Source organism: Arcicella rosea (assembly GCF_040543805.1).
Lineage (GTDB): Bacteria > Bacteroidota > Bacteroidia > Cytophagales > Spirosomataceae > Arcicella > Arcicella rosea.
This window is the reverse complement of sequence record NZ_JBEUMS010000002.1, coordinates 206,118-230,010: the sequence shown is the minus strand read 5'-3', so window position 1 is coordinate 230,010 and position 23,893 is coordinate 206,118. Positions and strand designations below refer to the sequence as shown.

12 protein-coding genes are annotated in these 23,893 nt (G+C 33.2%); 3 read left to right on the top strand and 9 right to left on the bottom strand.

The annotated features are described in order from the left end of the window. Nucleotides 1-9 precede the first annotated feature (9 nt). From ABID42_RS04185 to ABID42_RS04165, 5 genes are all read right to left on the bottom strand, one after another. The gene (locus ABID42_RS04185; RefSeq protein ID WP_367282576.1) at nt 10-960 is read right to left on the bottom strand and encodes a type II toxin-antitoxin system HipA family toxin; all 951 of its coding nucleotides are present in this window, start codon (nt 958-960) and stop codon (nt 10-12) included. Next, a complete protein-coding gene (locus ABID42_RS04180) occupies nt 950-1,285 on the bottom strand; it encodes a HipA N-terminal domain-containing protein (RefSeq protein WP_367282575.1) in 336 nt (111 codons plus the stop codon). The genes ABID42_RS04185 and ABID42_RS04180 overlap by 11 nt, the downstream gene beginning before the upstream one ends. After that, nucleotides 1,278-1,484 carry a helix-turn-helix transcriptional regulator gene (locus tag ABID42_RS04175; protein WP_367282574.1) on the bottom strand — a complete coding sequence of 69 codons (207 nt, stop codon included), beginning with the start codon at nt 1,482-1,484 and terminating at the stop codon, nt 1,278-1,280. Before ABID42_RS04175 ends, ABID42_RS04180 begins: the two co-directional genes overlap by 8 nt. Nucleotides 1,485-1,602: 118 nt before the next feature. Continuing rightward, nucleotides 1,603-2,898: an MFS transporter gene (locus ABID42_RS04170; RefSeq protein WP_367282573.1), complete on the bottom strand. Its 1,296-nt coding sequence runs from the start codon at nt 2,896-2,898 to the stop codon at nt 1,603-1,605. 24 nt (nt 2,899-2,922) lie between these two features. After that, a complete protein-coding gene (locus tag ABID42_RS04165) occupies nt 2,923-3,828 on the bottom strand; it encodes an AraC family transcriptional regulator (protein ID WP_367282572.1) in 906 nt (301 codons plus the stop codon). A gap of 315 nt (nt 3,829-4,143) precedes the next feature. On the opposite strand from ABID42_RS04165, the gene ABID42_RS04160 reads away from it, so the two are divergent. After that, complete coding sequence (locus ABID42_RS04160; protein ID WP_367282571.1) at nt 4,144-5,157, top strand: zinc-dependent alcohol dehydrogenase; 1,014 nt, start codon at nt 4,144-4,146, stop codon at nt 5,155-5,157. Beyond that, complete coding sequence (locus ABID42_RS04155) at nt 5,154-6,968, top strand: bifunctional sugar phosphate isomerase/epimerase/4-hydroxyphenylpyruvate dioxygenase family protein (RefSeq protein ID WP_367282570.1); 1,815 nt, start codon at nt 5,154-5,156, stop codon at nt 6,966-6,968. The genes ABID42_RS04160 and ABID42_RS04155 overlap by 4 nt, the downstream gene beginning before the upstream one ends. Before the next feature lie 70 nt (nt 6,969-7,038). Here ABID42_RS04155 and ABID42_RS04150 read toward each other — a convergent pair whose 3' ends face one another. From ABID42_RS04150 to ABID42_RS04135, 4 genes are all read right to left on the bottom strand, one after another. Next, a complete protein-coding gene (locus ABID42_RS04150; RefSeq protein ID WP_367282569.1) occupies nt 7,039-8,811 on the bottom strand; it encodes a hypothetical protein in 1,773 nt (590 codons plus the stop codon). Nucleotides 8,812-8,981: 170 nt separating this feature from the next. Next, entirely contained in the window at nt 8,982-13,304 is a 4,323-nt protein-coding gene (locus ABID42_RS04145) for a T9SS type A sorting domain-containing protein (protein ID WP_367282568.1), read from the bottom strand. A gap of 86 nt (nt 13,305-13,390) precedes the next feature. Continuing rightward, nucleotides 13,391-17,746, bottom strand: coding sequence for a T9SS type A sorting domain-containing protein (locus ABID42_RS04140; RefSeq protein WP_367282567.1), 4,356 nt, complete (start codon nt 17,744-17,746; stop codon nt 13,391-13,393). A gap of 86 nt (nt 17,747-17,832) precedes the next feature. Next, the gene (locus tag ABID42_RS04135; RefSeq protein ID WP_367282566.1) at nt 17,833-22,143 is read right to left on the bottom strand and encodes a T9SS type A sorting domain-containing protein; all 4,311 of its coding nucleotides are present in this window, start codon (nt 22,141-22,143) and stop codon (nt 17,833-17,835) included. A 233-nt stretch (nt 22,144-22,376) separates the two neighbouring features. On the opposite strand from ABID42_RS04135, the gene ABID42_RS04130 reads away from it, so the two are divergent. Further along, nucleotides 22,377-23,882, top strand: a complete 1,506-nt coding sequence (locus ABID42_RS04130; protein WP_367282565.1) for an esterase/lipase family protein — start codon at nt 22,377-22,379, stop codon at nt 23,880-23,882. Nucleotides 23,883-23,893: the final 11 nt, after the last annotated feature.

Below are 23,893 nucleotides of genomic sequence, written 5' to 3'. Positions count from 1 at the left end.
ATTATCGCCCTATTCTTTTGTTAGGAAATCCAATCGTTCGCCTCTGGTTTGTATCAATGTTTTATATGTTTCTTTCATTTCTTCGCCCAAGAAACTTTCATCAACTAATACTTTCATCGCTTGAATTTTATTAGAAAACTTTTTGTAAATATTGTCTTTTACTTTTTCGTTGATGCTCAATTTTTTTGCTAAAACATCAAAATCTTCTCTTTTTAAGCGATTCTTTCTTCCATTGATTGTTAAAGCCATTTCTTCATCATCAGGTATCACCAATTTTGTTGAAACTAAATCATAAACTGGGGCAAATTGTATTTCTCCTGATTGAGTATGAAGTAATGAAAAGTTCTTCAAGTGCATATCTGCATTACCTGTTAAAAAACAGAAAATACTCAATTCAAAAAAAGAGATAAGGTCAAAACCTGCATTTGAACTAAATTTTCTGATGGTCTTACCAACTTTTTCCATTGAAGACCTGTACTTATGTTCTGTAAGGGTTTCTGTAAGTTGACAAAGGTCTTCTACATGTATTTTTTCATTTTTTGTTCTATCAAATCTTTTGGTCAAGTACGCCAATTCTCCCGATTCCAAGCGAATTAATGAATGTTCTGCGGTTTTGATGCCACATAAACGTGCCAATTTCATGGTTAAATCTTCATTTTCTGGCAATTGTTCGTAAGTTTCTGTTGGTGGCTTTAAAATATAATTTCCCCACAAACCAACGACGGTCAATCGACTATGTTTACTGTCGATTTTCTCAATGTCTAAAGAAAGTTTCGCTTGTACGCCTGTCACAGCAATGCTTTTAACGATGATTTGCTGTGCCATTACTTTCAAATCATTTTTACCAAAAGACAAGGCTGGAGGATTATTTACGCCAAAAAACTTCTTTGAGCATTTTGTATGAAAGTCAATTTCGCCCTCCAATAAAGGTTGATAACAATACAAACATTTATTCATCATTTCTCAGATTTAGCGCTTTAACACTTACTGCACCAATGCAATCGCCACAAACAGATAAAAGTAAACCCATTCGGTCTCTTTGGTTCAATTTCCAGTTTTCAACGGCAATATTTAACAGCCAACCTTCTGGAATAAGCCCATCAAAAAAAGGGAATAGCGTCTTACTGAAATAGATTTCCTGTCTAAGTGGCATCGTCAAAGAAATAGCATGTGGATTCTCTTTTTTTAGATACAAATCATCATACTGAAAGTAATAGCCTTCTTCATTTTCAGTAATAATTCCTGCTAAATCATCTTGATAAAAAACATTTCCAGTCCTATTCATCGGCTACCTCCTTTCTAATCACACCAACTTCACTCCCAAAAAGTTCTAAGATTTGATTCACTTTATCGAGTCGCAAAGTCGCTTTGCCTTGTTCTAAATCTCGCACAAAACGAAGTCCAACACCTGCTTTTTCTGCAAGATCAGTTTGCGTTAAGCCTAATCGCTTACGTTTTTCTTTAATATATGGCGCTATCTTCATAAAATTATACCCTAAAAGGTATAATTATCATTTAATTCTGGCAATTATACCTTCTAGGGTATAAAAATACGATTAATCCTCACATTATACCCTAAAAGGTATAAAATACTTGTAAAATTTATAAATTCTTAGATTTTAAACTCCAAACTGCAAAGCCCGTAACTAAAAGTGGTACAGAGAAAATGATAAAGAGTGATGACTTTGAAAAACCTGCATCCGATAAAATTCCAAAAATGGTTGGTCCTAAAATCGCTCCAATTCTTCCTACACCAATGGCAAAACCTACGCCTGTTGTGCGTACTGCTGCTGGATACACTCTTGAAATAGTCGGATACATTCCATTAAAACCGCCTTGTACGAATACTCCAATCAGAAAAATAAAGGTAAAAATCAGCAAAGTTGATAATTTAAAGTTTCCGTAGATTACCATCACTACAAAAGCCGTAATCATAAATAGTAAAATTGTTTTTTGTAAACCCAATTTCTTGGCGATAAATCCCATCGAAACTGTTCCTAAAGCTGCTCCAACATTCAAGGCAATTCCTACATTCGTTGCCATTTGAAAAGCTAATCCAGCATCTTTCGCAATCTGCGGAACCCAGCTCATTAAAGTATATAATGTTAAAAAACCAAATGAAATAGCCAGCCAAAGTAAAAAAGTATCTCGTTTATATTGTGGTTCAAAAAGTGACATTACAGAGCCTTTTGAACTTGCTTTTGGTATTGAAGGCAATGAATCAATCGTGGGTTGATTCATGTTTTCCAATAAAACATTTACTTTTTTTAAAGCATTTTTAGGTTGTTTATTCAAGAGAAAATCGAGACTATCTTTCATAAACACAATCACGCCAATCAACATCAAAAAAGAAATAATTCCTGCAAAAAGAAAGGCAAATCGCCAACCGAATTGTGGAATTGCCCAAGCACAAAAGAAACCGGTAAGAATTGCCCCAATCGGCCAACCAGCTTGTACCAAACCTACATTAAAATCCCTATGTTTATTATTCGAAAATTCAGAAGCCGTTGCAGCCATTGTTGGTAAAATTCCTCCAATACCGATTCCTGTAAGTAATCTTAAAGATAAAATTTGCCAATATTCTTTACTCATAAAAACCAATAACATCCCGCTGGTAATCAGTAGCATTGAAATAATAAATACTTTTCTTCTACCAATTTTATCAGCAAAAGGGGCTAATAAAAATGCCCCTAAAGTCATTCCAGCCAATCCGCTACTAAAAATATAGCCCATTTGGGTTTTACTTAAATCCCATTCTTTGGTAATTTCTGAACCTGAAAACGATACGACTAATACATCAATTCCGTCATTCATATTAAGGATAAAACAAATGGCAACCATTAATATTTGAAAGGCCGTCATTTCACTCGTATTAATCGCTTTTTTAATTTCATTCATTGTTTTACAGATATTTAGGGCTACTTAATAATTATAAAGTATTTTTTGATTGATATTATTTCGGCTATCAATCCTGAACTGAGCAGGCGTATAACCAGTTTGTTTTTTGAAAAAACGGCAGAAATAACTTACATCTTTAAACTCCAATTGATAAGCAATTTCCGAAACCGTTTTATCGGTATGCGTCATCAAAACCATTGATTCTGAGAGTAAAAAATCACAAATTACTTGCTTCGTTGGTTTTCCTGTAATGGCTTGACAAACCCGATTCAAATGCGTTTTACTGATGCCAATGGCTTTGGTATAATGTTCTATACTTTTGTTGGTTGGGATTTCAGATTTTATCATTTTCATAAAATTCCTGTAATACACCAATTCTTTGGTTGCGGCTAAATAGTCTTTACTTTTATCAATTCTGAACCTAAAAATTTTCACAAAAAGTAAAAGCAGAATGGTTTCTAAAAAGAGATGCGTTTTCGCTGCATTCATCGAAAGCTCTTGATTCATTCTTCTGATAGAATCCATCGCATCATTGAATTCTTCAAAATGATTGTTCATGTTTATCATCCGAGCTTTGTTCACTTCAAAAAATAACTCTTTATCGCTATCCGTAATTTTTTCGATGATACGAGAAGAAACCGATAAAGTATAGCCTTTGATGTCTTCTTTGAATTGAAAACCATGCAAGGTATTTTCTGGAACAATAATCAAATGAACGCCTTCAAAAGTCTTCGATTTATCATTCAACAAACACACTCCTGAGCCAGATTCTATGAAGAAAAACTGATATAATTGGCTATGAAAATGCGGATTAATCATCCAATTATGTTTTCGACAACTTGAATCTATCGAAACCAAATGGATTAAATCCTCTGAAATGGAGTCTGCATCTTTGCCATATATGCCAAAATTTTTGATTTCAGATTTCATCGCTGTATTCAATCATGAATAAACTTATTGACTGTCTTAAAATAAATATAGTAAATTACGAATATTTTATTGGACTTCACAAAGCTAAATGAGGAGTGACAAAATAATAATAAATGGTTCGAATGTACCATTAAAAGTTTCGAAAATACTATAAAAACCACAAAAACTATCACATTGGTTGATTTGAGCATTTTTTGCGAACAATATCGTTGGTACTTTTTTGAAATAGTATGGCATTTTCCACCCATTTTACCACCGGTATTCTTCAAAATTTACAGCTTTGTACATTCTTTATAAACATTAAAAACACAGACTATGAAAGGTGCTTTTTTAGTTAACCCCAATGATATAAGGCTTTTAGAACAAGAAGTTCCAGAACCAAAATACGGTGAAATACGCATTAAGTTAAATCAAATAGGTATTTGTGGCTCTGATGTTCATCTTTTTTTAGGACATAGAAAATTAGACAAAGCAACCATTATCGGTCATGAAGGAGTTGGTATTATTGATAAAATTGGAGAAGGTGTTGAAGGTAGAAGAATCGGTGAAAAAGTAGTGATTGAACCCAATTTTCCATGTTTTAAATGCAAACACTGTATGTCAGGACATGGAAATATTTGCATAAATAAAAGAATTTTGGGAATCAATGAAGCGGGTTGTTTTGCTGAATATGTAGTGATTCCAGCCAATTTTGGTTGGGAAATACCATCAGAAATTTCAGATGCTGATGCTGTAACGATTGAACCCACAGCGGTAGCCTATCACGCCTTGATGGCTTCAAAAGCTAAACCCGGTGATACTATCGCCATCCTTGGTTTAGGGGCTATCGGTTTACTTCTAACACATTTGGCATTAAGATTAGGCTATAAAGTATTCGTTACAGAAATCAATCAAGAAAAACTGAATAAAGCTGTTGAAATGGGTGCTATTCCTGCGGTAGCCGCTGGTAATCTGGAAGAACAAAGTCATGTTTTAGAAAAGATTTGGTTAGAAAACGATGTTTGTGCTGTATTTGAATGTGCTGGTTCTGCCTTTACGGCATCTCTGGCAACGGATGCGGCTCCTCGTGGTTCTGAGATTGTGTTGGTCGGTTTGTCTGAAAAAAATGCTACTTTTCGTCCTTTAAAAATTGCTCGTGAAGGCATCACAATTGTTCCTTCTATTATTTACGATCATCCTTTTGATTTCAAAAGAGTCATTCAATTGATTGCCTCAAAAATTATTCAACCGAGTATGATTATTTCAAGTTATGAGCCACTTTCAAATATTAGTGCAGCTTTGGAAAGAGCTGCACAGGGAAATGAAAGTAAAATTGTAATAACTATATGAAACATTCCATCGCAACTGTTTCTCTTTCTGGCACACTCACAGAAAAAGTAAAAGCCATCGCCAAAGCGCAATACGATGGCGTTGAGCTTTTTGAAAATGACCTTTTGGCATCGAATGTAAAACCAGAAGAGTTAAGAAAAATGCTGGAAGACTTGAACTTAGAACTTGTCGGGCTTCAACCTTTTAGAGATTATGAAGCTATGCCAGAACCATTTAAGTCGAGAAATTTGGAGAGAGCCAAGCATAAATTTGAGTTGATGCATCGCTTGGGTACTAAAAAATTATTTATTTGTTCTAATACTTCCATTCATACTATCAATCATCTTGATAAAGCTGCCGAAGACCTTTTTGATATTGCAGAATTAGCCAAACAACACGATTTTGAAATTGGTTACGAATCACTTTCTTGGGGCAGATTTGTCAATACTTATCATCAATCGGTAGAAATTGTTCGTCGGGCTAATCATCCAAACCTTGGTAATATTTTAGATAATTTTCATATCTCAGTTTTGGGTTCAACTTTTGAAGATATTTATACGATTCCCAAAGAAAAATTTACGATGGTACAAGTAGCAGATGCCCCAAAATACGATATGGGTGCCATGCACTTAGGCAGACATTATCGTTGTTTTCCCGGACAAGGTTCGTATCCAGTTGTTGAATTTCTAAATGCCGTAAAAGCGACGGGCTATGATGGTTATTTATCGCACGAAATCTTTAGTGATGAATTTCGGTCTTCGCTTATCGAACCAGTGGCTTTGGATGGAAAAAGGTCTTTGATTTGGTTAGAAAAAATGACAAGTAACAGCAATAATACGCAAAATGAAAGTGCGACAAAGCAACAATTACAAAAACTGGAATGGATTGAATTTGCTACTTCTGCTGAAAAACAGACAGCTTTGATTCATATTCTTGAAGCGATTGGCTTTGTTGAAACTGGAAAACATACAAGTAAAGATGCCAATTTATATCAATTAGGGAAAGTGAATATCATCGTTAATCGAACAGAAAGCGTTCAACAATTTTCTCCTAATTCAATTTGTTCTATTGGTTTTCAGTCAAGTAATAATACTTTATTTCAAAAATGGGCTGAAGAATTGCGATACAAATGGCAATGGGGAAATAATCAATCATTACTTTCTGTCAAAGGAATTGGCGATTTGAATTATGATTTCATCGAAGGGAATGATGATTTTTTATCCGAAGAATTTGAGATTAAAAAACAAAGTATAGCGTCTAACGGTATTCTTAAAATTGACCATTTAGGTCATTCGGTCGGAGCAGAATATTATCAATCGAATACACTTTTTTATCGTGCATTTCTTGGTTTAAAAGTAGATGAATCTATCGAAATTCTTGACCCTCGTGGAATTGTTTACAGTCGTGTCGCTAAAAATAAGACTGGAAATATCAGAATTCCATTGAGTTCTACACTGAGCCAAGGAACTTCAACACAGCAATTCACTCGACAAAAAGGTGCTGGAATTCAGCAAATTGCATTTGAAAGTAACGATATTTTCAAAACGGCTCAATCAATTAGCGATAAGGCGTTAATACTTCCGATTCCAAGCAATTATTATGAAGATTTAAAAGCCAAAACACAATTATTCGATGAACTTTTAAAGCAAATGGAAGAATATAATATTCTTTACGACCGACAAGCCGACGGTGAATTTTTCCATTTTTACTTTAAAGAATTGAATGGTTTATTTTTTGAAGTCGTGCAAAGAAAAGGAATGTATGAAAGATATGGAGAAATCAATGCTCAAATCAGATTAGCAGCACAGGAAAGAGATAGAGTAAAAATTTAATTCAATATTCTAGTCATTTTTAATACTTACTTTGAAGGGAAAACCCTTCAAAGTAAGTAGGATTTTCAACTTAACGAATCGTCATTTTATGTTCAAATGGCGTGATGCCCGTTAAATACACAAACATTCCATCCATTTTTAAACTACCAAAATGCGAACTGTACATTTCGCCTTCTAATCCTTTAATTTTTGAATGTTTTTTGATTCCACCGTCAAAATGAATACTATCTTTTCCGAAATCATAGCTTGCTGTTTCGCCTTCAAAAAAGTAATTATTGGGCGAATTTTCAATTTCTTTTACGCCAGACAATTTTCCGCCTTCTTTGAAACATAATTCAATCGTTACCGATACACCTTCACTTCCTTTTGAAGTAAATGTCAATTCATGAGCGCCATTTTTTTCTTCAATGCTGATAGCAGTATCAATGGTTTTAATATTACTTTGTGGGCGATGGGCAAAATCCATTTTATTCCAAAATCTACCATCGGTACTTGGTGCGTGTTTATAATCTCCATTCGCTTTTTTGAATTGCTTCGGTAAAGGCTGATAATAAGGAGCTTCGATGCTCTGATGCAAAATATACTTACCATCTTTATGCGTAATTCCATTACTTCTGAAATAGCCTGTACTGAAAAAATCCGTTGAAAAACGCATATATTTTAGGATGGCTTCTCCTTTTCTAAAAGTAAATAAATTCGGATTGGTTGATTTCCCAGAAGCAATCACTATCGGAAAATCTGCTCCGCCAAAAATTGTACATGTCGTATCATTTCGGCGAATTCTTACCAAATTTGTCGTTTTAAAGAATTTCTCAAAATGTACAGAAGGATTTTGAATTGTAGGAAGTGGCTTTAAATACAGCGGTTCTTCCAAGAAAAAAGGTAGTAAATCGACCATGATTTTTTCATCGAAGCCTTTTACTTTTTCGATAAACTTGGTAATCGCAGCATACTCAGCATTATTATCGTGAATTGCCAAGTAACGATAGTCATGATAAAAAGGCAAAGCATTAATCGTCATAAATTGATCTTGTCTCCTTGAATCTGTCGTCACCAAATCGCCATTCGGTTCCATGTAAAAATAGGTTAAATTAAGATTTTTACGAACTGGTTCCAATAATTTTGGACGTTTCAGTAAACGAGCCATCGTAATCAAACATCTATCTGTTACTTCCGAATAAATCATACTTCTTTCCAAGAAATGTCCGTCGCTATCGATATAAATATTTTCAGAAAGCCATTCATCAATACGAGCCACGTAGGCTTTATTAGGATACAAAGCATTAATCTGAGCCAAAGCAGCCGACACTACCCAACGGTGGTTTGGTGTGTGAATTCCCCCCAATCTCAAAGATTCTCCTGCTTTTAAAATAAACTCTTTCAACAAAGAAAGTAATTCTGTTAAAACAGGCGAAGCGTTATGTTTTAGTAGCGTAGTTGCAACACAAAGAGGGTCTAAAATAAAAGCTGTGTCAGGAGGAGACGCTAAATTTCCCAAGTTGAGCGTACCGTCTTCTTGCTGTGCTTTCTTGAGGAAACGGATAATTTTTGTCATTGCTCCAACCAACTCCTCTTTTTGATAATAATCCGATTTTGCTTCGCAATAGGCAGCGGCTAAATTGGCTAAATCAAAACCTAAACGTCTTTTAATTTCTGTAATATCTGTTGAAAATACCGTTAATAATCTCGCAACTTCTTTATTATTGGCTTGAACGATTTGTTGATAAAAATTTTCTTCCGAAGTATTGATATATTGAGCATGGCTAATCATTGGCGATAAAAGTGCCAAAGTACCCAAGCCAAAGCATTGTTGTAAAAAGGATTTTCTTGTAATATTTCCCATTGTTATGAAGTAAAATGAATGATTTATTAGTCTTTTTTACAAAAGAGAAGACAGCTTGATATATACTGATTACAGTTAGGTTGAATCAGGACAGAAGCCTTTTCAACAAAAAAGAGGTCGGTATTTCTACCGACCTCAGAATTAATAAGAATAAAGTATCTAAATGGAAATTACTGTTTCAATACCTTAAAAGTAGCTTGCCTTCCTTCTTTTTGAATATGTAAAAAGTATGTCCCAGATGGTATTTTAGATAAATCTACTTGTTTTTGTTGTCCTCTTAATGTTTGTTCATGAACGACTTTCCCAACAAAATCTATTAATTGAACATCTAATTCTTTATCATTACTTTCAATATTTAATACATCAGAAGCTGGATTCGGGAAAATATTGATACCCATTTTACCTAATTCATCAGTACCAGTAATCAGCTCAATCCTTACGGTTGAAGGACTGAGAATTGTTCCTGCTCCGCAGACATTGTTATTCACAGAAAATAGACGATAAGCAGTATTAGCTGTTGGATTGATTGTTAGCGTATAATCATTTACAGTGGAAGTAAATGGTTTAGCACTTACTTCATCACTACCTAATGTAAAAATAAAAGGTGGCGTTCCTGTAAACTTAATACCGATTGAAACAGCTTTATTCTCATTAAAATAATACGAGCTACTATCAAAACGTGCGGTAATACCTGCATAAGCAGTTAAAGGTAATTTATTTGTCGTACTTGTGGCATTACTATCACTAGCAATTACTCTGAAATTATAACCTGCACTAGGTATTAAATCTAAAGGAATTTTTACTTTCAAAGGACTTTCTGCTCCTGTTGTCTCAATATTTTTGAAATTACTGCCCGTTGCATCAGAAAGCTGAACCGTGAACTTGTTACTAGCAGAAAAAGAACCAACTGTAAAAAAATAAACATTGAATATTGAGCCTGCACAAAAATTACTATAATAATCGTATATATTGATTTGCTTGTTTGAAAGAGGATTTACCGTAATCGTAGCAGAACCACTTACTTTCCCCAAACCACAGGCATTTCTAACAGATTTTAGCGTATAAGTCTCCGTTTTTGATGGATAGATATAAATAGAAGACTGTATATAAGGATTATTAAATTCTACGAAACCCGTTGTGCCATTACTTAATTCATAAGCTACTGTTTCTCTGAAATAGGTATTTGCTTTTGGTTTAAAAGTATCATTATTCTTAAGAACTAGATACGCATATTCACCTGGGTTAACTATTGAGCCCCCTAATATACTAACATCTGCTTTAGTGGTTAGGCTTAAATTATACATTTCTTTAAGTTGGTAGGGATTAGAGCTTTCCATTTGAATTTTATAAACTCCTTTGCTTAAATCACTGCCAAAAGAAAGTGTATAATTACCATTTTTCTTAGTATTCAGCACCTCTTTTTTTACATTATTCTCATCAATCAAATACACTTTAAAAACATTATCTGCCTCAAAAGTTCCATACGAGTTGAGGGTTATTTGTTCTGATGTTCCAGCACAAATATTAGCTAAACCACCTGATGTAAAGTCCATATTCAATACTGGTTTTACAGTTACTTTTACACTACCCGAAGCATTCCCTACACCACAGTCATTAGCTGCTGCGATAAGTTTATAAGTGGTCGTTGCCAGTGGACTTCTATTTTCTTGAAATGAATTATAACCACTTTTCCCTAATGTTTTGTAGTTTTTATCATCACTAATGATATATCTCAAAATACCTCCAGGATTAGAACTATTTGCAGAGGAATTCGAATAAAGTGTTACTGTACTCCCTGCTTGTATTTCTGTAGAAGTTGAGCCATCGTATAGTTGTAAAGAAATATTGGGAGTGGATACTAAAGCTACATTTGATACATCCGATTTAATACTATTGTCGTTACTAATTAACCTTATATTATAAGTACCTTGTTTAAAATTACTTGGAAGACTCACAATAGCTGGACTTTCGGTAATACCAGATTTTAAAGTTGTATAAGTAGTATCAGTAGAATTACTTATTTGTACTGATAAACTTAGATTGCTTGGTTTCTGACCTATGATAAGAAATGGTACGATTAAGTTATTTGCTGAGCATTGTGTATAATTATTGTATGACACTTTGTTTTGAATAGTATAGGGAATAACATTAATCGTAAAGTCTTTACTGAGTACTTTTCCAACACCACAAACATTTGTTACTGACTTAATACCAAAAGTGGTGGTTTTAGTCATTTTCTTTTGGTTTGAAAAATTATTTGTACCATCATATTGATAAGTCCAATATTCCCCTTTCGTTCCATCATTGAAAATAACCGTCTGAGTTCCACCGCCTTTTAAATTTAAGTAAGTATAAACATTTTCGCCATAACTTACTGTACTTGAGTAATATGTTGAATACTCGGCTGTAGGTAATGTTTTAACTAATACTTTATATAAATTACTATACAATAATGGATTTGAAGACGAAACTCTAATAACATACTGCCCAGTTGTTATATCTGAAGGTATGGTAATTTGCATATTACCTGCCGAAGTTGTACCTATCGTCTTAATAACATTTTGGCTATTTTCGTACATTAAATCAACTGAAAACTGATTATCATCTCCAAATTTCCCTTTTGTCAAAACAGATAGGTCTATTTTTTCACCTGCACAAACTTCAGCTGTTTGGTATTTTTTTGAAACAATCTGAATATTATAATCTGGGTTTTCAATAACTACATATTTGTACGTAGAATATGGAGTATTATTAGTACCACAGACATTTGAAATTGATTTTATCGCTACTACTGCTGTTTTAGGCACAAATACAGGTAAACTTATGTAACTATCTCCATAAGAACCTTCAGGGTCATATTTATACTTCAAACTATCTGTCAAAATCATTTCATAAGGTCCACCACCTTTTAAAATCATGTCTATATAGACATTTTGAGGGCTTTTCTGATTAATGACAATATTACTTGCGTTATTGATTTCTCCAGAAGGCATTGCATTGATAGTAATGAAATTAGTACTAACGTTTACCCCTGAAATATCATCAGTATAAACACTCGCATAGTAAGAAGTGCTATAAAAATTATTTCTCAGATTTACAGGGATGACAAATGAAGCAACATTTTCTCTGACTACTTTAGCACTTACTTCTCTATATTGAGCATTATCTAAATAACTACTATTGGTTAATTTCACTTTTACCGAACTTCCAACTGGTAAAACGGCATTTGTTGAGAATCCAACTTCAACGGTAGCTCCTTCACAATACTTACCAGCTTTTAAAGTATCTGTTTTGATAGCCTTGTCAACTGTAATTGAAACTTTATTTTTACCCACTCCTATCCCACATTCAGAAGAAAAAGATTTAATATAAAATTGAGTCGATTCTTTTGGAAAAACAGCAAAACTTATATTCCCTGTATAATCACCTACATAAAAATTATCATAAATTTGTCCATCACTAAGCTCTACAGAATAATATCCATATCCATCAACACTCACGGATAACTCTTTTGATTCTCCATATTTAATATTACTACTAGCTGTTACTAAATCTACTTTAGACTCATTACGTACATAAATAGAATTAACAAAATTGTTTGATTCTACATTGTTATCACTTGCCAATACTTTCACATAATAAGAACCATTTAGTACAGTATTATCTACAATTGCAGTAAGTAAATCTCCATTTTCAGTAGCTACCAAATCATAACTTTTTGATAAAGTGCCAATGGTTGGTGACAAACGAATAGTAAATTTATTAGTCGCAGTCCATTTACCAGTTTTCAATACACTAAGCCCAATTTTACTATTCTTACAAATATTGATACTTGATAAACCTGTTACCCTCAAACTATTATCAACCACTTTGATGTCAACACTACCAGAGCTTTTCCCATAACCACAAAGATTACTTACGCTCAAAATACTAAAAGTTCCTGACTTACTGGGTGTTACTACAGTGGGTTGATTAGGGTATTCATTACTAACATCTACATAAATACTATCACTTGTCAATAGTTTTATGGGAAATGAACCTGAGTACTTAAGCTTTAACTCAGTTGGTTCATAGGGGAATAACACCTTCTTCTGAATTTCTATCAATTCCACATTTGCTGGAGTATATATGTATTGATAAGTAGATACATTACTTGTAATATTCGGAGATGAGCTTACAATCCTGAGGTCCACATAATTACTATAATTAGTTGAAATATTATAAATCTCAGTAGGTAAAGTACCAACTAAATAACCTGAAGAATCTTTAGCGGTAACATCTACCCATAGATTGGTATAACTAGATTTTACTTGTACTTTAAAAGTATTATCTTGATTAAACGTACCATTTAATGTATAAGCTAAATATACTTTTCTCCCTAAACAAATATTAAATCCTGACTCTCCTGAAACACTGGAGATATTTATTATTTGTCCTTTTACAGCAAAAGTGAAGAACATCAGGAGTAGCAGTAGTGGTAATTTTCTAAACATAGACTTATATTTTTTGAGTGATTTAATAATAGAAATATGAAAATAAAGTGGTCAGCATTTAAGCTGACCACTTTATGGTGTTTTGCTTATTGTTTAAGCACTTTAAAAGTAGCCTGTCTTCCTTCTTTTTGAATGTGTAAAAAGTATGTTCCAGATGGAATTTTCGATAAATCTACTTGTTTTTGTACTCCTCTTAATGTTTGTTCTTGAACGACTTTACCAACAAAATCTATTAATTGAACATCTAATTCTTTATCACTACTTTCAATATTCAACACATCTGAAGTTGGATTCGGGAATAGATTAATCCCCATTTTACCTAATTCATCAGTACCAGTAATCAATTCAATTCTTACGGTTGAAGGACTTAAAACTGTTCCTGCTCCGCAGACATTGTTATTCACAGAAAATAGACGATAAACAGTATTAGCTGTTGGATTGATTGTTAGCGTATAATCATTTGTATTAACAGTGATTGATTTAGCACTTACTTCATCACTACCGATGGCAAAAGTAAACGGTGGTGTTCCCGTAAGTTTAATACCAATTGAGACTGGTTTATTTTCATTAAAATAATACGAGCTACTATCAAAACGTGCTGTGATACCTTCTAAAACTGAAAATGGATATTTATTCGTTGTACTTGTTGCATTAGAATCACTTGCAATTACTCTGATACTATAGCCCATACTCGGAAGTAAATCTGAAGGCAATTTTGCAGCTAGAATATTTTTTTCTTTTTCTACTGTTTCAAGGCTCTTAAAGTTCTTTCCTGTGTTATCCGATAATTGAACTGTAAATTTGTTATTAGCTGAAAACGTTCCAACAGTATAAAAAGGAACATTAATTGTTGAACCCGCACAAATTACACTTGAAATAAAATATTCCTGGAAGTTTACTTGTTTGTTTGAAGGTGGATTTACTGTAATCGTAGCAGAGCCATCCACTTTTCCTAAACCACAAGCATTTCTAACAGTCTTAACTGTGAAGGTTTCTGTTTTTAGTGGTGCTAAATATATCGTTGGTACTGTATTGTAAGAGTTTAATTCTAATATGCCAGTTTTTCCATTGCTTAGTTCATAATTAATATATTCATAATAATATGAATTTGTGTTTGGTTTATAGCTATCGTTATTTCTCAAAATAAGATAGGTATCAGTTCCAGGGTTAATTGTTGAAGAACCCATCAAAGTCATATCAAGTTTATTTGCTAAAGCAATGGTTGTAATAGTTTTAGTTTGGGATGGATTAGAACTTTCCATTTGAATTTTATAAGAACCTCTTTTTAAATCACTGCCAAATGTTACATTGTAAGCACCATTCTTTGTACTGCTCAATAATTCTGTTTTGGTATTGTTCTCATTAACAGCATAGACTTTGAAAACATTATCAGCTTCGAATGTTCCTTTTGAATCTAAATTAACCTTTAATGTTGCACCTGCACAAGTACTGATTCCACTATACATCCCTTCAAAATTCATTGAAACAACAGGTTTTATATTCACTTTCACACTTCCTGATACTTTCCCTACTCCACATTCATTGATTGCAGAAGTTAATGTGTAAGTGGTTGTTTCTGTAGGATTTTTGTATACCTCAATATAATTATAACTATTGTAGCCAATTGTTTTGAAGTTCTTATCATCTTTAATTATATATTTTAATATATTCCCATAAGAATTATCTCTGCTTGTGTTTGAGTAAATATAAACGCCATTTCCAGCTTCTATTTCTGTCATAGTAGCTCCTCCGTTAAATTGCAAAGCTAAATTGTTTGGTGCAGTTTTAAAGTTTACTGTATTTACATCCGACTTAACGCTATTATCGTTACTAACGATTCTAATATTATAACTGCCTGCTTGCTGAAATTTACTCGGAAAACTTACAAGCACAGGGCTTTCCGTAATACCTGTTTGTATAGTAGTATAAGTAGTATCTGAAGCATTGGATATTTGTACCGAAAAAGTTGTTCCAGCAGGCACTTGTCCTTTTACATTAAAGGGTATTAAAATCTTATCTGTTAAACATTGAATATTATTATTGTTGTAATTATTATTGATGTTTAGCATATTTTGAATAGAATATGGAGCTACTCTAATAGTAATATCATTATTTTTTATCGTTCCAACACCACAAATATTACTGATAGATTTTATCCCGAAAGTGGAAGTCTTGTAAATATTAAAGTTATAATATTGTGTAGAAGTACCATCATAACTATAGTTTTCGATAGTTTCTGTTCGCCCATCTTTATAAGTAACCTGTTCGTTTCCACCACCTTTAATGCTTAAAGTAAAACCTACATAATCACCTGAATTGTAAACACTTGTGTAATAAGTATTATATTCAGCAGTGGGTAAAACTCTGACATGAAGTTTAATTAAATTACTGTATAATAATGGATTACTCGAAGAAACTCTTATGTCATATTCTCCGGTTGGTAAATCAGAAGGAATTGTAATTTCCTTCTCTCCTGCAGTAATTTTTCCTAAAGTTCTATCATTATATGAACCATAACTATTAATTAATTCAACAGTAAATTGATTATCATCACCGTATTTCCCTTCTGTTAAAACTGACAAATCTACTTTTGCACCAGCACAAACCTCAATACTTGTATTTTTTTTTGATGAAATCTGGATACCATATTCAGCATTTTCTACAGCCACATATTTATATTGAGAAGAAACGCTATTATTCGTTCCACAAACATTGGTGATAGATTTTATGGCAACTGTACTCGATTTAGGGATGTACATTGAAATACCTACTTCTGATTTCCAACTTTTATAAAAATCTGTGTACTTGTATTTTGTATCATCCAACATTGTTATTTCGTAAGGTCCGTTACCATTTAGGATTACATCAATATTTGTAGATTGAGGTTTTGAAAGATAAATAGTTGGATTAGAATAACTATTATTAATATTCGCTGATGGAAATGCGGAGATTCTAGTATAGTTTGGACTGAATGTAATTGCAGGCATATCATCCGTAAAAACAGAGACGTAAAAAAAAGTATTATTGAAAGTTGCACTTAGATTGCTTGGAATTACAAAAGAGGCCACATTGTCGTTAATTACTTTTCCAATTACCTCCAAATATGTATCATTATAACCAAAATAATTATAATTTGTCAGTCTAATTTTAACGGTACTTCCAACTGGCAATGAGGCATTTGTAGAAAACTTCACTTCAGCAGTAGCTCCTTCACAATATTTAGCTTCTTTTAAAGAATCTGTTTTTATGGCTCTATTGACCGTTATTGAAACTTTGTTTACACCCGAACCACTACCACATTCAGAGGTAAAAGATTTAATAAAATATTGTGTTGTCGTTTTGGGCGAAACCGCAAAATTGAATGAAGAAGTATAATCACTAACACTGCCATATCTATAAACTTGACCATCGCTTAGCTCAACAAAATAACTCCCGTACCCGTTAAGAGAGACTTTTAAATTCATCACTTCTCCGTATTTCATAGAAGTACTTTCAGTGGTTAAATCAACTTTTGATTCATTATGCACATAAAGTTGACTGAAAAAAAAGTCCGATTCAATATTGTTATCACTAGCAGTCACTTTTACTCTATAAGTAGCATTGGGAATATTGTCTCCAAGTATAGCAGTCATCAAGTCATCACTTTCTGTAACATCCAAATCATAAAATTTCGTATTATAGTAATAATCCTCTAAACGGATTTTGAATTTGTTGCTCGTACTCCATTTTCCTGTTTTCTGTACCTTTAGTGTTACTTTACTATTCTTACAAATATGGTTTTGAGTAAGTCCAAGAATCTTCAGGCTATTGTCAACAATTTTAATATCTACACTCCCCTTACTTTTACCAACACCACAAAGGTTACTTGTACTTAAAATTTTGTAAGTACCCGATTTACTGGTAGCCACCATAATATTTTGAAGCGTACCATAGCTATTATCTATTTGGTAATATGTACTATCGCTCATTAATAATTTAACGGGCGTTGTACCAATGTTTTTTATGCTCATTGATACAGCTTCATTCGGGAAAAGCGTCTTCCGCTGAATATCAACAATTTCTACATTTGCAGGCAAATAAATATACGTAGAGAAGTCACTACTCGTAATGGCAGGCGATGAACTTACAATTCTTAAACTAGCATAATTGCTGTAGTTGTTTGAAATGTTAAACACTTCATCAGGTAGCGTAGCAATTAAATAACCCGATGAATCTTTTGCAGCTACATCTACCCAAGTGCCTGAATAATTAGACTTTACTTGTACTTTAAATATATTATCTTGATTAAATGTACCTATGGTGGTGTAAGCTAGATACACTTTATTGCCCAAACAAATATTTGAGCCAGATGCGGGAGAAACTTGTGAAATCCCAATAGATTGTCCTTTTACAGCAAAAGTGAAGAACATCAGGAGTAGCAGTAGTGGTAATTTTCTAAACATAGACTTATATTTTTTGAGTGATTTAATAATAGAAATATGAAAATATTGTGGTCAGCATTTAAGCTGACCACAATATGGTGTTTTGCTTATTGTTTAAGCACTTTAAAAGTAGCTTGCCTTCCTTCTTTTTGAATATGTAAAAAGTATGTTCCAGATGGTACTTTTGATAAATCTATTTGTTTTTGTTCTCCTCTTAATGTTTGTTCTTGGATGACTTTCCCAACAAAATCTATTAATTGAACATCTAATTCTTTATCATTACTTTCAATATTTAATACATCAGAAGCTGGATTCGGGAAAATATTGATACCCATTTTACCCAATTCATCCGTTCCAGTAATCAGTTCAATTCTTACGGTTGAAGGACTGAGAATTGTCCCTGAAGGACACACTTGATTGCTAAGGCTATAAATTTTATAAGCTTTAGCTACATTCGGGTCAATCGTAACGGTGAAATTATTGCTGTTCGCTCTATATTCTTTCTGGTTAATTTCATCAGTTCCCATGTAAAAAGAAATGGGGAGTAAGCCTTGTAACTTTACATTAATAGTGACAGGTTTTATTTCGTTGATATAATAAGTACTTGTATCAAAACGAGCAGTAATTCCTTCATAAATAGGAATAGGCGTTGTATTTGTTGTACTTGTAGCATCATTATCACTCGCCAATACTCTTATTAAATAACCATCTCCTAGTGAGGCATCAGCAGGTATTTTTGCTTTAAGTGGGCTTTGGGTTCCTTCTGTAACAAGATTTTTAAAGTTTTGCCCAGTTTTGTCTGATAATTGAACAGTGAAAGTATTGTTGGCAGAAAATGTTCCTCTGGTTACAAAATATATTAAAGGTTCAGAGCCTCTACAAATACTTTGTAAAAAGCTTTGATAAACTACTTGTTTGTCAGATGGCGGATTCACTCTTATTGTAGCCGAACCAGTAGTTTTCCCTTCTCCACAAATATTTGAAATTGATTTAATGGTAAACGTTTCAGTAGCATTGACATACATTGATATTCCACTGATACCTTCACTACTAAATCCATAGATTGTGCCTTTTGTTCCATTGCTTAATTCATAATTCAGCAATTCATTATTGTTTGTTGGAGAGTTATTATTTTTAAGAACAAGCTGTACAAAAGTTCCTGCATTAACAATTGCTCCACCCGACAAACTTACATCGGCCTTATCAGTGATAACGATATTCGCTATTTCCTTTACGATAGCAGGATTAGTACTTTCAAATAGAAGTTTATAATTTCCTCTTTTAAGATTATTCCCAAATGGTATCCTAAAATTGCCATTGGTTGTTGATTTCAGTAACTCAATTTTCTCGTTATTCCCATCAAGAACATATACTCTGAAAACATTATCTGGTTCAAATGTCCCTTTTGAAGCAAATGTAGTATTAAGTGTTGTTCCTAAACAATAACGGTTATCAGTATTTCCTGCAACCACCATGTTTAAAACAGGTTTTACCGTAACTTTTACTGCACCCGAAACCTGACCAACACCACATTTATTTTCAGCATAAATCAATTTATACTCTTTACTTTCCATTGGGTATAAGTAATACTGAATCCCATTCCCTCGTTGGTTTTGAGCAATTTTATTATATTTACTGTCTTGAATTATATAAGAAAAAGGCTCATTATCTTGATTTTCATCCTTTACGTAACAAAGTATTCCTTCTCCTGCGTCAATAGTAATGTTTGCTGAACCTTGATTTATTTGAAGAGTTACATTGGGAGCACTAGCGACAGTCAACCTCGTTTCATTTGATTTTACTTGATTGTCGTCACTAACAATACGAATTTTATAACTCCCAGCAGTTAATGTGTTTGGCAATAATGCTGTTGCGGGACTAGTCTTCACTCCTGACTGTAAGGTAATAAACGCTGTTTCGTTCTCTTTTGCAATTTGTAGAGATAAGCTTTGATTATTGCTGTTACCATAAATTTCAAAAGGAACAGTCAATGGTGTATTCACACAGAAATTGTTTAAAGTTTGTAAGGGAGCGCCAGTGTAAATATTGAAAGGGATAACTTTTATCTCATTACTTTTGGTTAATACAGTACCTAATCCACATTCATTTTTTACTGAAGTAATACCAAAAGAGGCTGATTCAGTAAATGTTTTATTATAAGAAGTACGAAAAACAGTATTTTGGGTTTCAAATGTTGCTTTAGTCCCATCAGTAAAAAGTACCTCATTTAATCCATAGGCATCATTAATTATCAGGTCAAACGATGCTTTTTCCCCCGCTAAAATTTCTCCATAGAAAACAGCCATCTCAGCCTTTGCTTTACCTCTAACATATAGTTTTACAGAGTTACTAGATTCTTGAGAAGCATTTGATTTTACTTTAAGGTAGTAAAAACCACTTTTTAATGTTGATGGAATCTCTACTATAGACTTTCCACTCTTCACTGAGCTTAATGTACTTAATTCTCCAAGGTCTTGATTGAGTAAACTTACTGTAAATAACTGATCGCTATTGAAATCCTTTGAAGCTAGTAAATTAATTTCATGAGTTGTTCCTGCACAAACCACCTCATTTTCAGCGAAGCTTGAAAGTAACTTTAATGCTTTATTAGGGTTTGTTACTTTTATATTGAAACTACCCACATGGCTATAATTTATACCACAAACATTGCTAAGCGATTTCACTGTAATCGTTTTGGATTTATCTACATAAACAGGAACTTGAAACTGAGAACTTAAAAATTGGGATGGTGTTCCCAAGAAATCATTTTGAGCAAATTTTGTACTATCTGACAATATTAATTTGAAAGGAATTCCACCAAAAACATTTATGGGAAGATTAACTGTTTGAGGATTGCTTAGAGTAATGTCATTGATCGCAGGATATATTTCTGTCTGTGGCGGGCTAATAACTGTAATAAAATTTGGGCTTTGAGAATTATTTGGCATGTTATCCGTATAAACAGTAGCAAATACTCTATTCTTATAAAGTGTCCCAAAAATGTATGGGTCAATAATGAAAGACGCTGTTTTGTCCTTGATAACTGTTCCAATTACCTCAACAAATCTACCAGTGTAGATATCAGCACCATCTCCATATTCAAAGACATTATAAAGTTTTACTTTTACAGTACTTCCAATAGGGAAATTTACATTTGTCAAAAATTTAACTTCACAAGTTGTTCCTGCACAAAATTGTCCAGATTTTAAAGAATCTGTTCTAATACCATCTAATACGGTAATTTTCACTTTGGTTTTACCTGAACCATTTCCGCAAGTAGAGCTGAAAGATTTTACGTAATATTCTGTAGTTTTTTGAGGGGATACCTCAATTATTCTCATACTAGCATTACCATATAGATTTAAGTTATCTACAACAGTTCCTTCACTCAACGTTGCTTTAAATGTACCAAAACCTTTAAATGTTAAAGAAAGTCCCTTCTTATCACCAAAATTTATTGTAGATGACACACCGGTCACCTCAACCGAGGGTTCGTCATAAATATTAACTCCGTTAGCAAAACTATTTGATATTACTCCAAGTTTTTTGGCTACTACTTGCAAGCTATATACTCCTAAAAGGAGTTCTTGATTAACTTTGGCTGAAAAAATTCCATTATTTTCTGTTGCTTCAAAATCAAAAGCCCTATCACTACTATTGATTAGTCTGATATAAAATTTCTCATCAGATGCCCATTTCCCTGTTTTAGTAGCATACACTTCTAAATTTCCATTTCTACAAACATCTATTGTGGGCATTCCTGTAATCGTAATTTTATTTTCTAGCACTGTAAAATCAACGCTACCTGCTGTTTTACCAATACCACAAACATTACTCACACTCAGAAAACGATAATTCCCTGATTTAGAAGGTTTAATTCCCAAAGCATTATCTAAATTTCCAGTATAATAGTAGTAATAGCTATTGGTGGTGCTGTCGCTAGAGAAAATTGTAACTGGACTAGAACCTTTTGTTTTTAAATTGAGCGAAACCTCTTCAAATGGATAAATAATATTTTTAGAAACACCAGTTATTTCTAAAGATGGCAATGAATATAGCATTAAATTATAATTCCTACTGCTTGCAACAGGAGCTGTAGAAATAATCTTTAACGATACGCTAGGATTTGGTTCTGTATATTTTACACTTAATTCAGTAGGTAAAGTAGCCACTAAATATCCTGAAGAGTCCACAGCACTGACATCATTCCAAGTATCATCACTTCTACCAACCTGTAATTTAAACACATTCCCTTGATTAAAGGATACCGTTGAACGATAAGAAATGATGACTTTTTGCCCTAAACAAGCATAGTATGAGAACGTTTGTCCATTGATGTCTTGTATTTCAATACTTTGCCCTTTCAAAACAAAAGTGAAGAACATCAGGAGTAGTGATAATTGTAGTTTTTGTAACATAGAACGATATTGATGATAGAGTTATAGTAAATGTGGACAAAAATATTTCAATTATTGCTAATATCCCAACTAATTAACAATACTTTATCTAATGGTAAATGTCACTTTTAAATGGTTTACCGTTTAATAAAAATTGAAGCCTTTTAAAGCATGTTTTTATGCTTTCTGTCTATCTTTGATTCTTCCGTTTAAGTCCAATATTTCTCTTAATAATTTCTAAATCATCATTTACTATGGCTAAATTAATTGTTGTTTTTGTACACGGCTGGAGTGTCTCAAATCTTGATACTTATGGCGAATTACCGATTCGTTTACACAATGAAGCCAAAGCCAATGGCTTTGATATTCAGGTAGAGGAAATCTTTTTAGGTCAGTACATTAGTTTTCATGATGAAGTACGACTCAAAGATATTTCTAGGGCTTTTCAAACAGCTGTTACTGAAAAATTGAATACGGAAATTACTGCTGGTGAAAGGTTTGTTTGTATTACTCATTCTACGGGCGGGCCTGTGATACGTGATTGGTGGGAAAGATATTTTACAAAAGAGAAAAAGCCTTGCCCGATGAGTCACTTAATTATGCTTGCTCCCGCTAATTTTGGCTCGGCACTTGCCCAATTAGGAAAAGGAAGAGTTGGTCGATTGAAAGCTTGGTTCAGTGGCGTCGAACCCGGACAAGGAGTGTTAGATTGGTTAGAATTAGGAAGTTCAGGCGCTTGGGATTTGAATAAAAACTGGATTTACTCAGACGAAAATGAAATTAAACCTGAAACCGTTTTTCCATTCGTACTTATCGGTCAGTCGATTGACCGTAAACTTTATGATAATCTTAATGCTTATACTGGAGAATTGGGTTCGGATGGTGTTGTACGTGTTGCGGCGGCTAATTTACAGAGTAGTTATGTGCAATTAAAACAGCCTTATCCTACTAGCGAAAGAGCAATTAAAACTGCTGATTTTGAAATTGTAGATTATAGACAATCCCCCAAAACACCTCTAAGAATCATCAAAGGTAAATCGCATTCTGGTGACGAAATGGGTATTATGAATAGCGTTCAAGAAAATGACCAAACTGAAAGTCAGGAGACATTGAAGGCTATTTTAGATTGTATCAAAGTAAAAACAAAAGCTGATTATGATAAACTTTACAAACAATTTGAAAGGGAAACCAAAGAGGTTTTGAAAGAAGAACAATTAGAAACTGTTTCAAGTTTTTTTACTTCAAAACGTTATTTTATTCATGACCAATATTGCATGGTAATTTTTAGAGTAATTGATACCGAAGGGAATTCTGTGAGAGATTTTGATTTAATTATTTCAGCAGGAGATGCCAACGACCCTAACCATTTACCCGAAGGCTTTTTCCAAGACCGTCAAAAAAATAAAAACAATCCTGAAAACATTACTTATTACCTCAATTACGATATTTTAAAAGGAATAGCAGCAATAAAAGATGGCAAAAAAGATGTTCGTCCTAAACAAAAAGGGATTGATAAATTAGGGTTAAAAATCATCCCACGTCCATCAGAAGGTTTTGTCTATTATGCTCCTTGCGAAATCAAAGCCGACCAAACCATGTTTGATTATGTACTAAAACCCAACAGTACCACTTTGGTAGAAATTGTGCTACAAAGAATTGTGAGTAAAGAAGTTTTCCGTATGAATCCGATGAATGATTTGCCTAATGATGGCGACTTCAAGCATGTAAAACCGGGAAATGAAATTTTACCAGAAAAGTAATTTCATCTTTT

Coding starts and splice junctions, on each gene's coding strand:
- ABID42_RS04185 (WP_367282576.1), bottom strand. CDS start 960: ATGATGAATAAATGTTTGTATTGTTATCAACCTTTATTGGAGGGCGAA.
- ABID42_RS04180 (WP_367282575.1), bottom strand. CDS start 1,285: ATGAATAGGACTGGAAATGTTTTTTATCAAGATGATTTAGCAGGAATT.
- ABID42_RS04175 (WP_367282574.1), bottom strand. CDS start 1,484: ATGAAGATAGCGCCATATATTAAAGAAAAACGTAAGCGATTAGGCTTA.
- ABID42_RS04170 (WP_367282573.1), bottom strand. CDS start 2,898: ATGAATGAAATTAAAAAAGCGATTAATACGAGTGAAATGACGGCCTTT.
- ABID42_RS04165 (WP_367282572.1), bottom strand. CDS start 3,828: ATGAAATCTGAAATCAAAAATTTTGGCATATATGGCAAAGATGCAGAC.
- ABID42_RS04160 (WP_367282571.1), top strand. CDS start 4,144: ATGAAAGGTGCTTTTTTAGTTAACCCCAATGATATAAGGCTTTTAGAA.
- ABID42_RS04155 (WP_367282570.1), top strand. CDS start 5,154: ATGAAACATTCCATCGCAACTGTTTCTCTTTCTGGCACACTCACAGAA.
- ABID42_RS04150 (WP_367282569.1), bottom strand. CDS start 8,811: ATGGGAAATATTACAAGAAAATCCTTTTTACAACAATGCTTTGGCTTG.
- ABID42_RS04145 (WP_367282568.1), bottom strand. CDS start 13,304: ATGTTTAGAAAATTACCACTACTGCTACTCCTGATGTTCTTCACTTTT.
- ABID42_RS04140 (WP_367282567.1), bottom strand. CDS start 17,746: ATGTTTAGAAAATTACCACTACTGCTACTCCTGATGTTCTTCACTTTT.
- ABID42_RS04135 (WP_367282566.1), bottom strand. CDS start 22,143: ATGTTACAAAAACTACAATTATCACTACTCCTGATGTTCTTCACTTTT.
- ABID42_RS04130 (WP_367282565.1), top strand. CDS start 22,377: ATGGCTAAATTAATTGTTGTTTTTGTACACGGCTGGAGTGTCTCAAAT.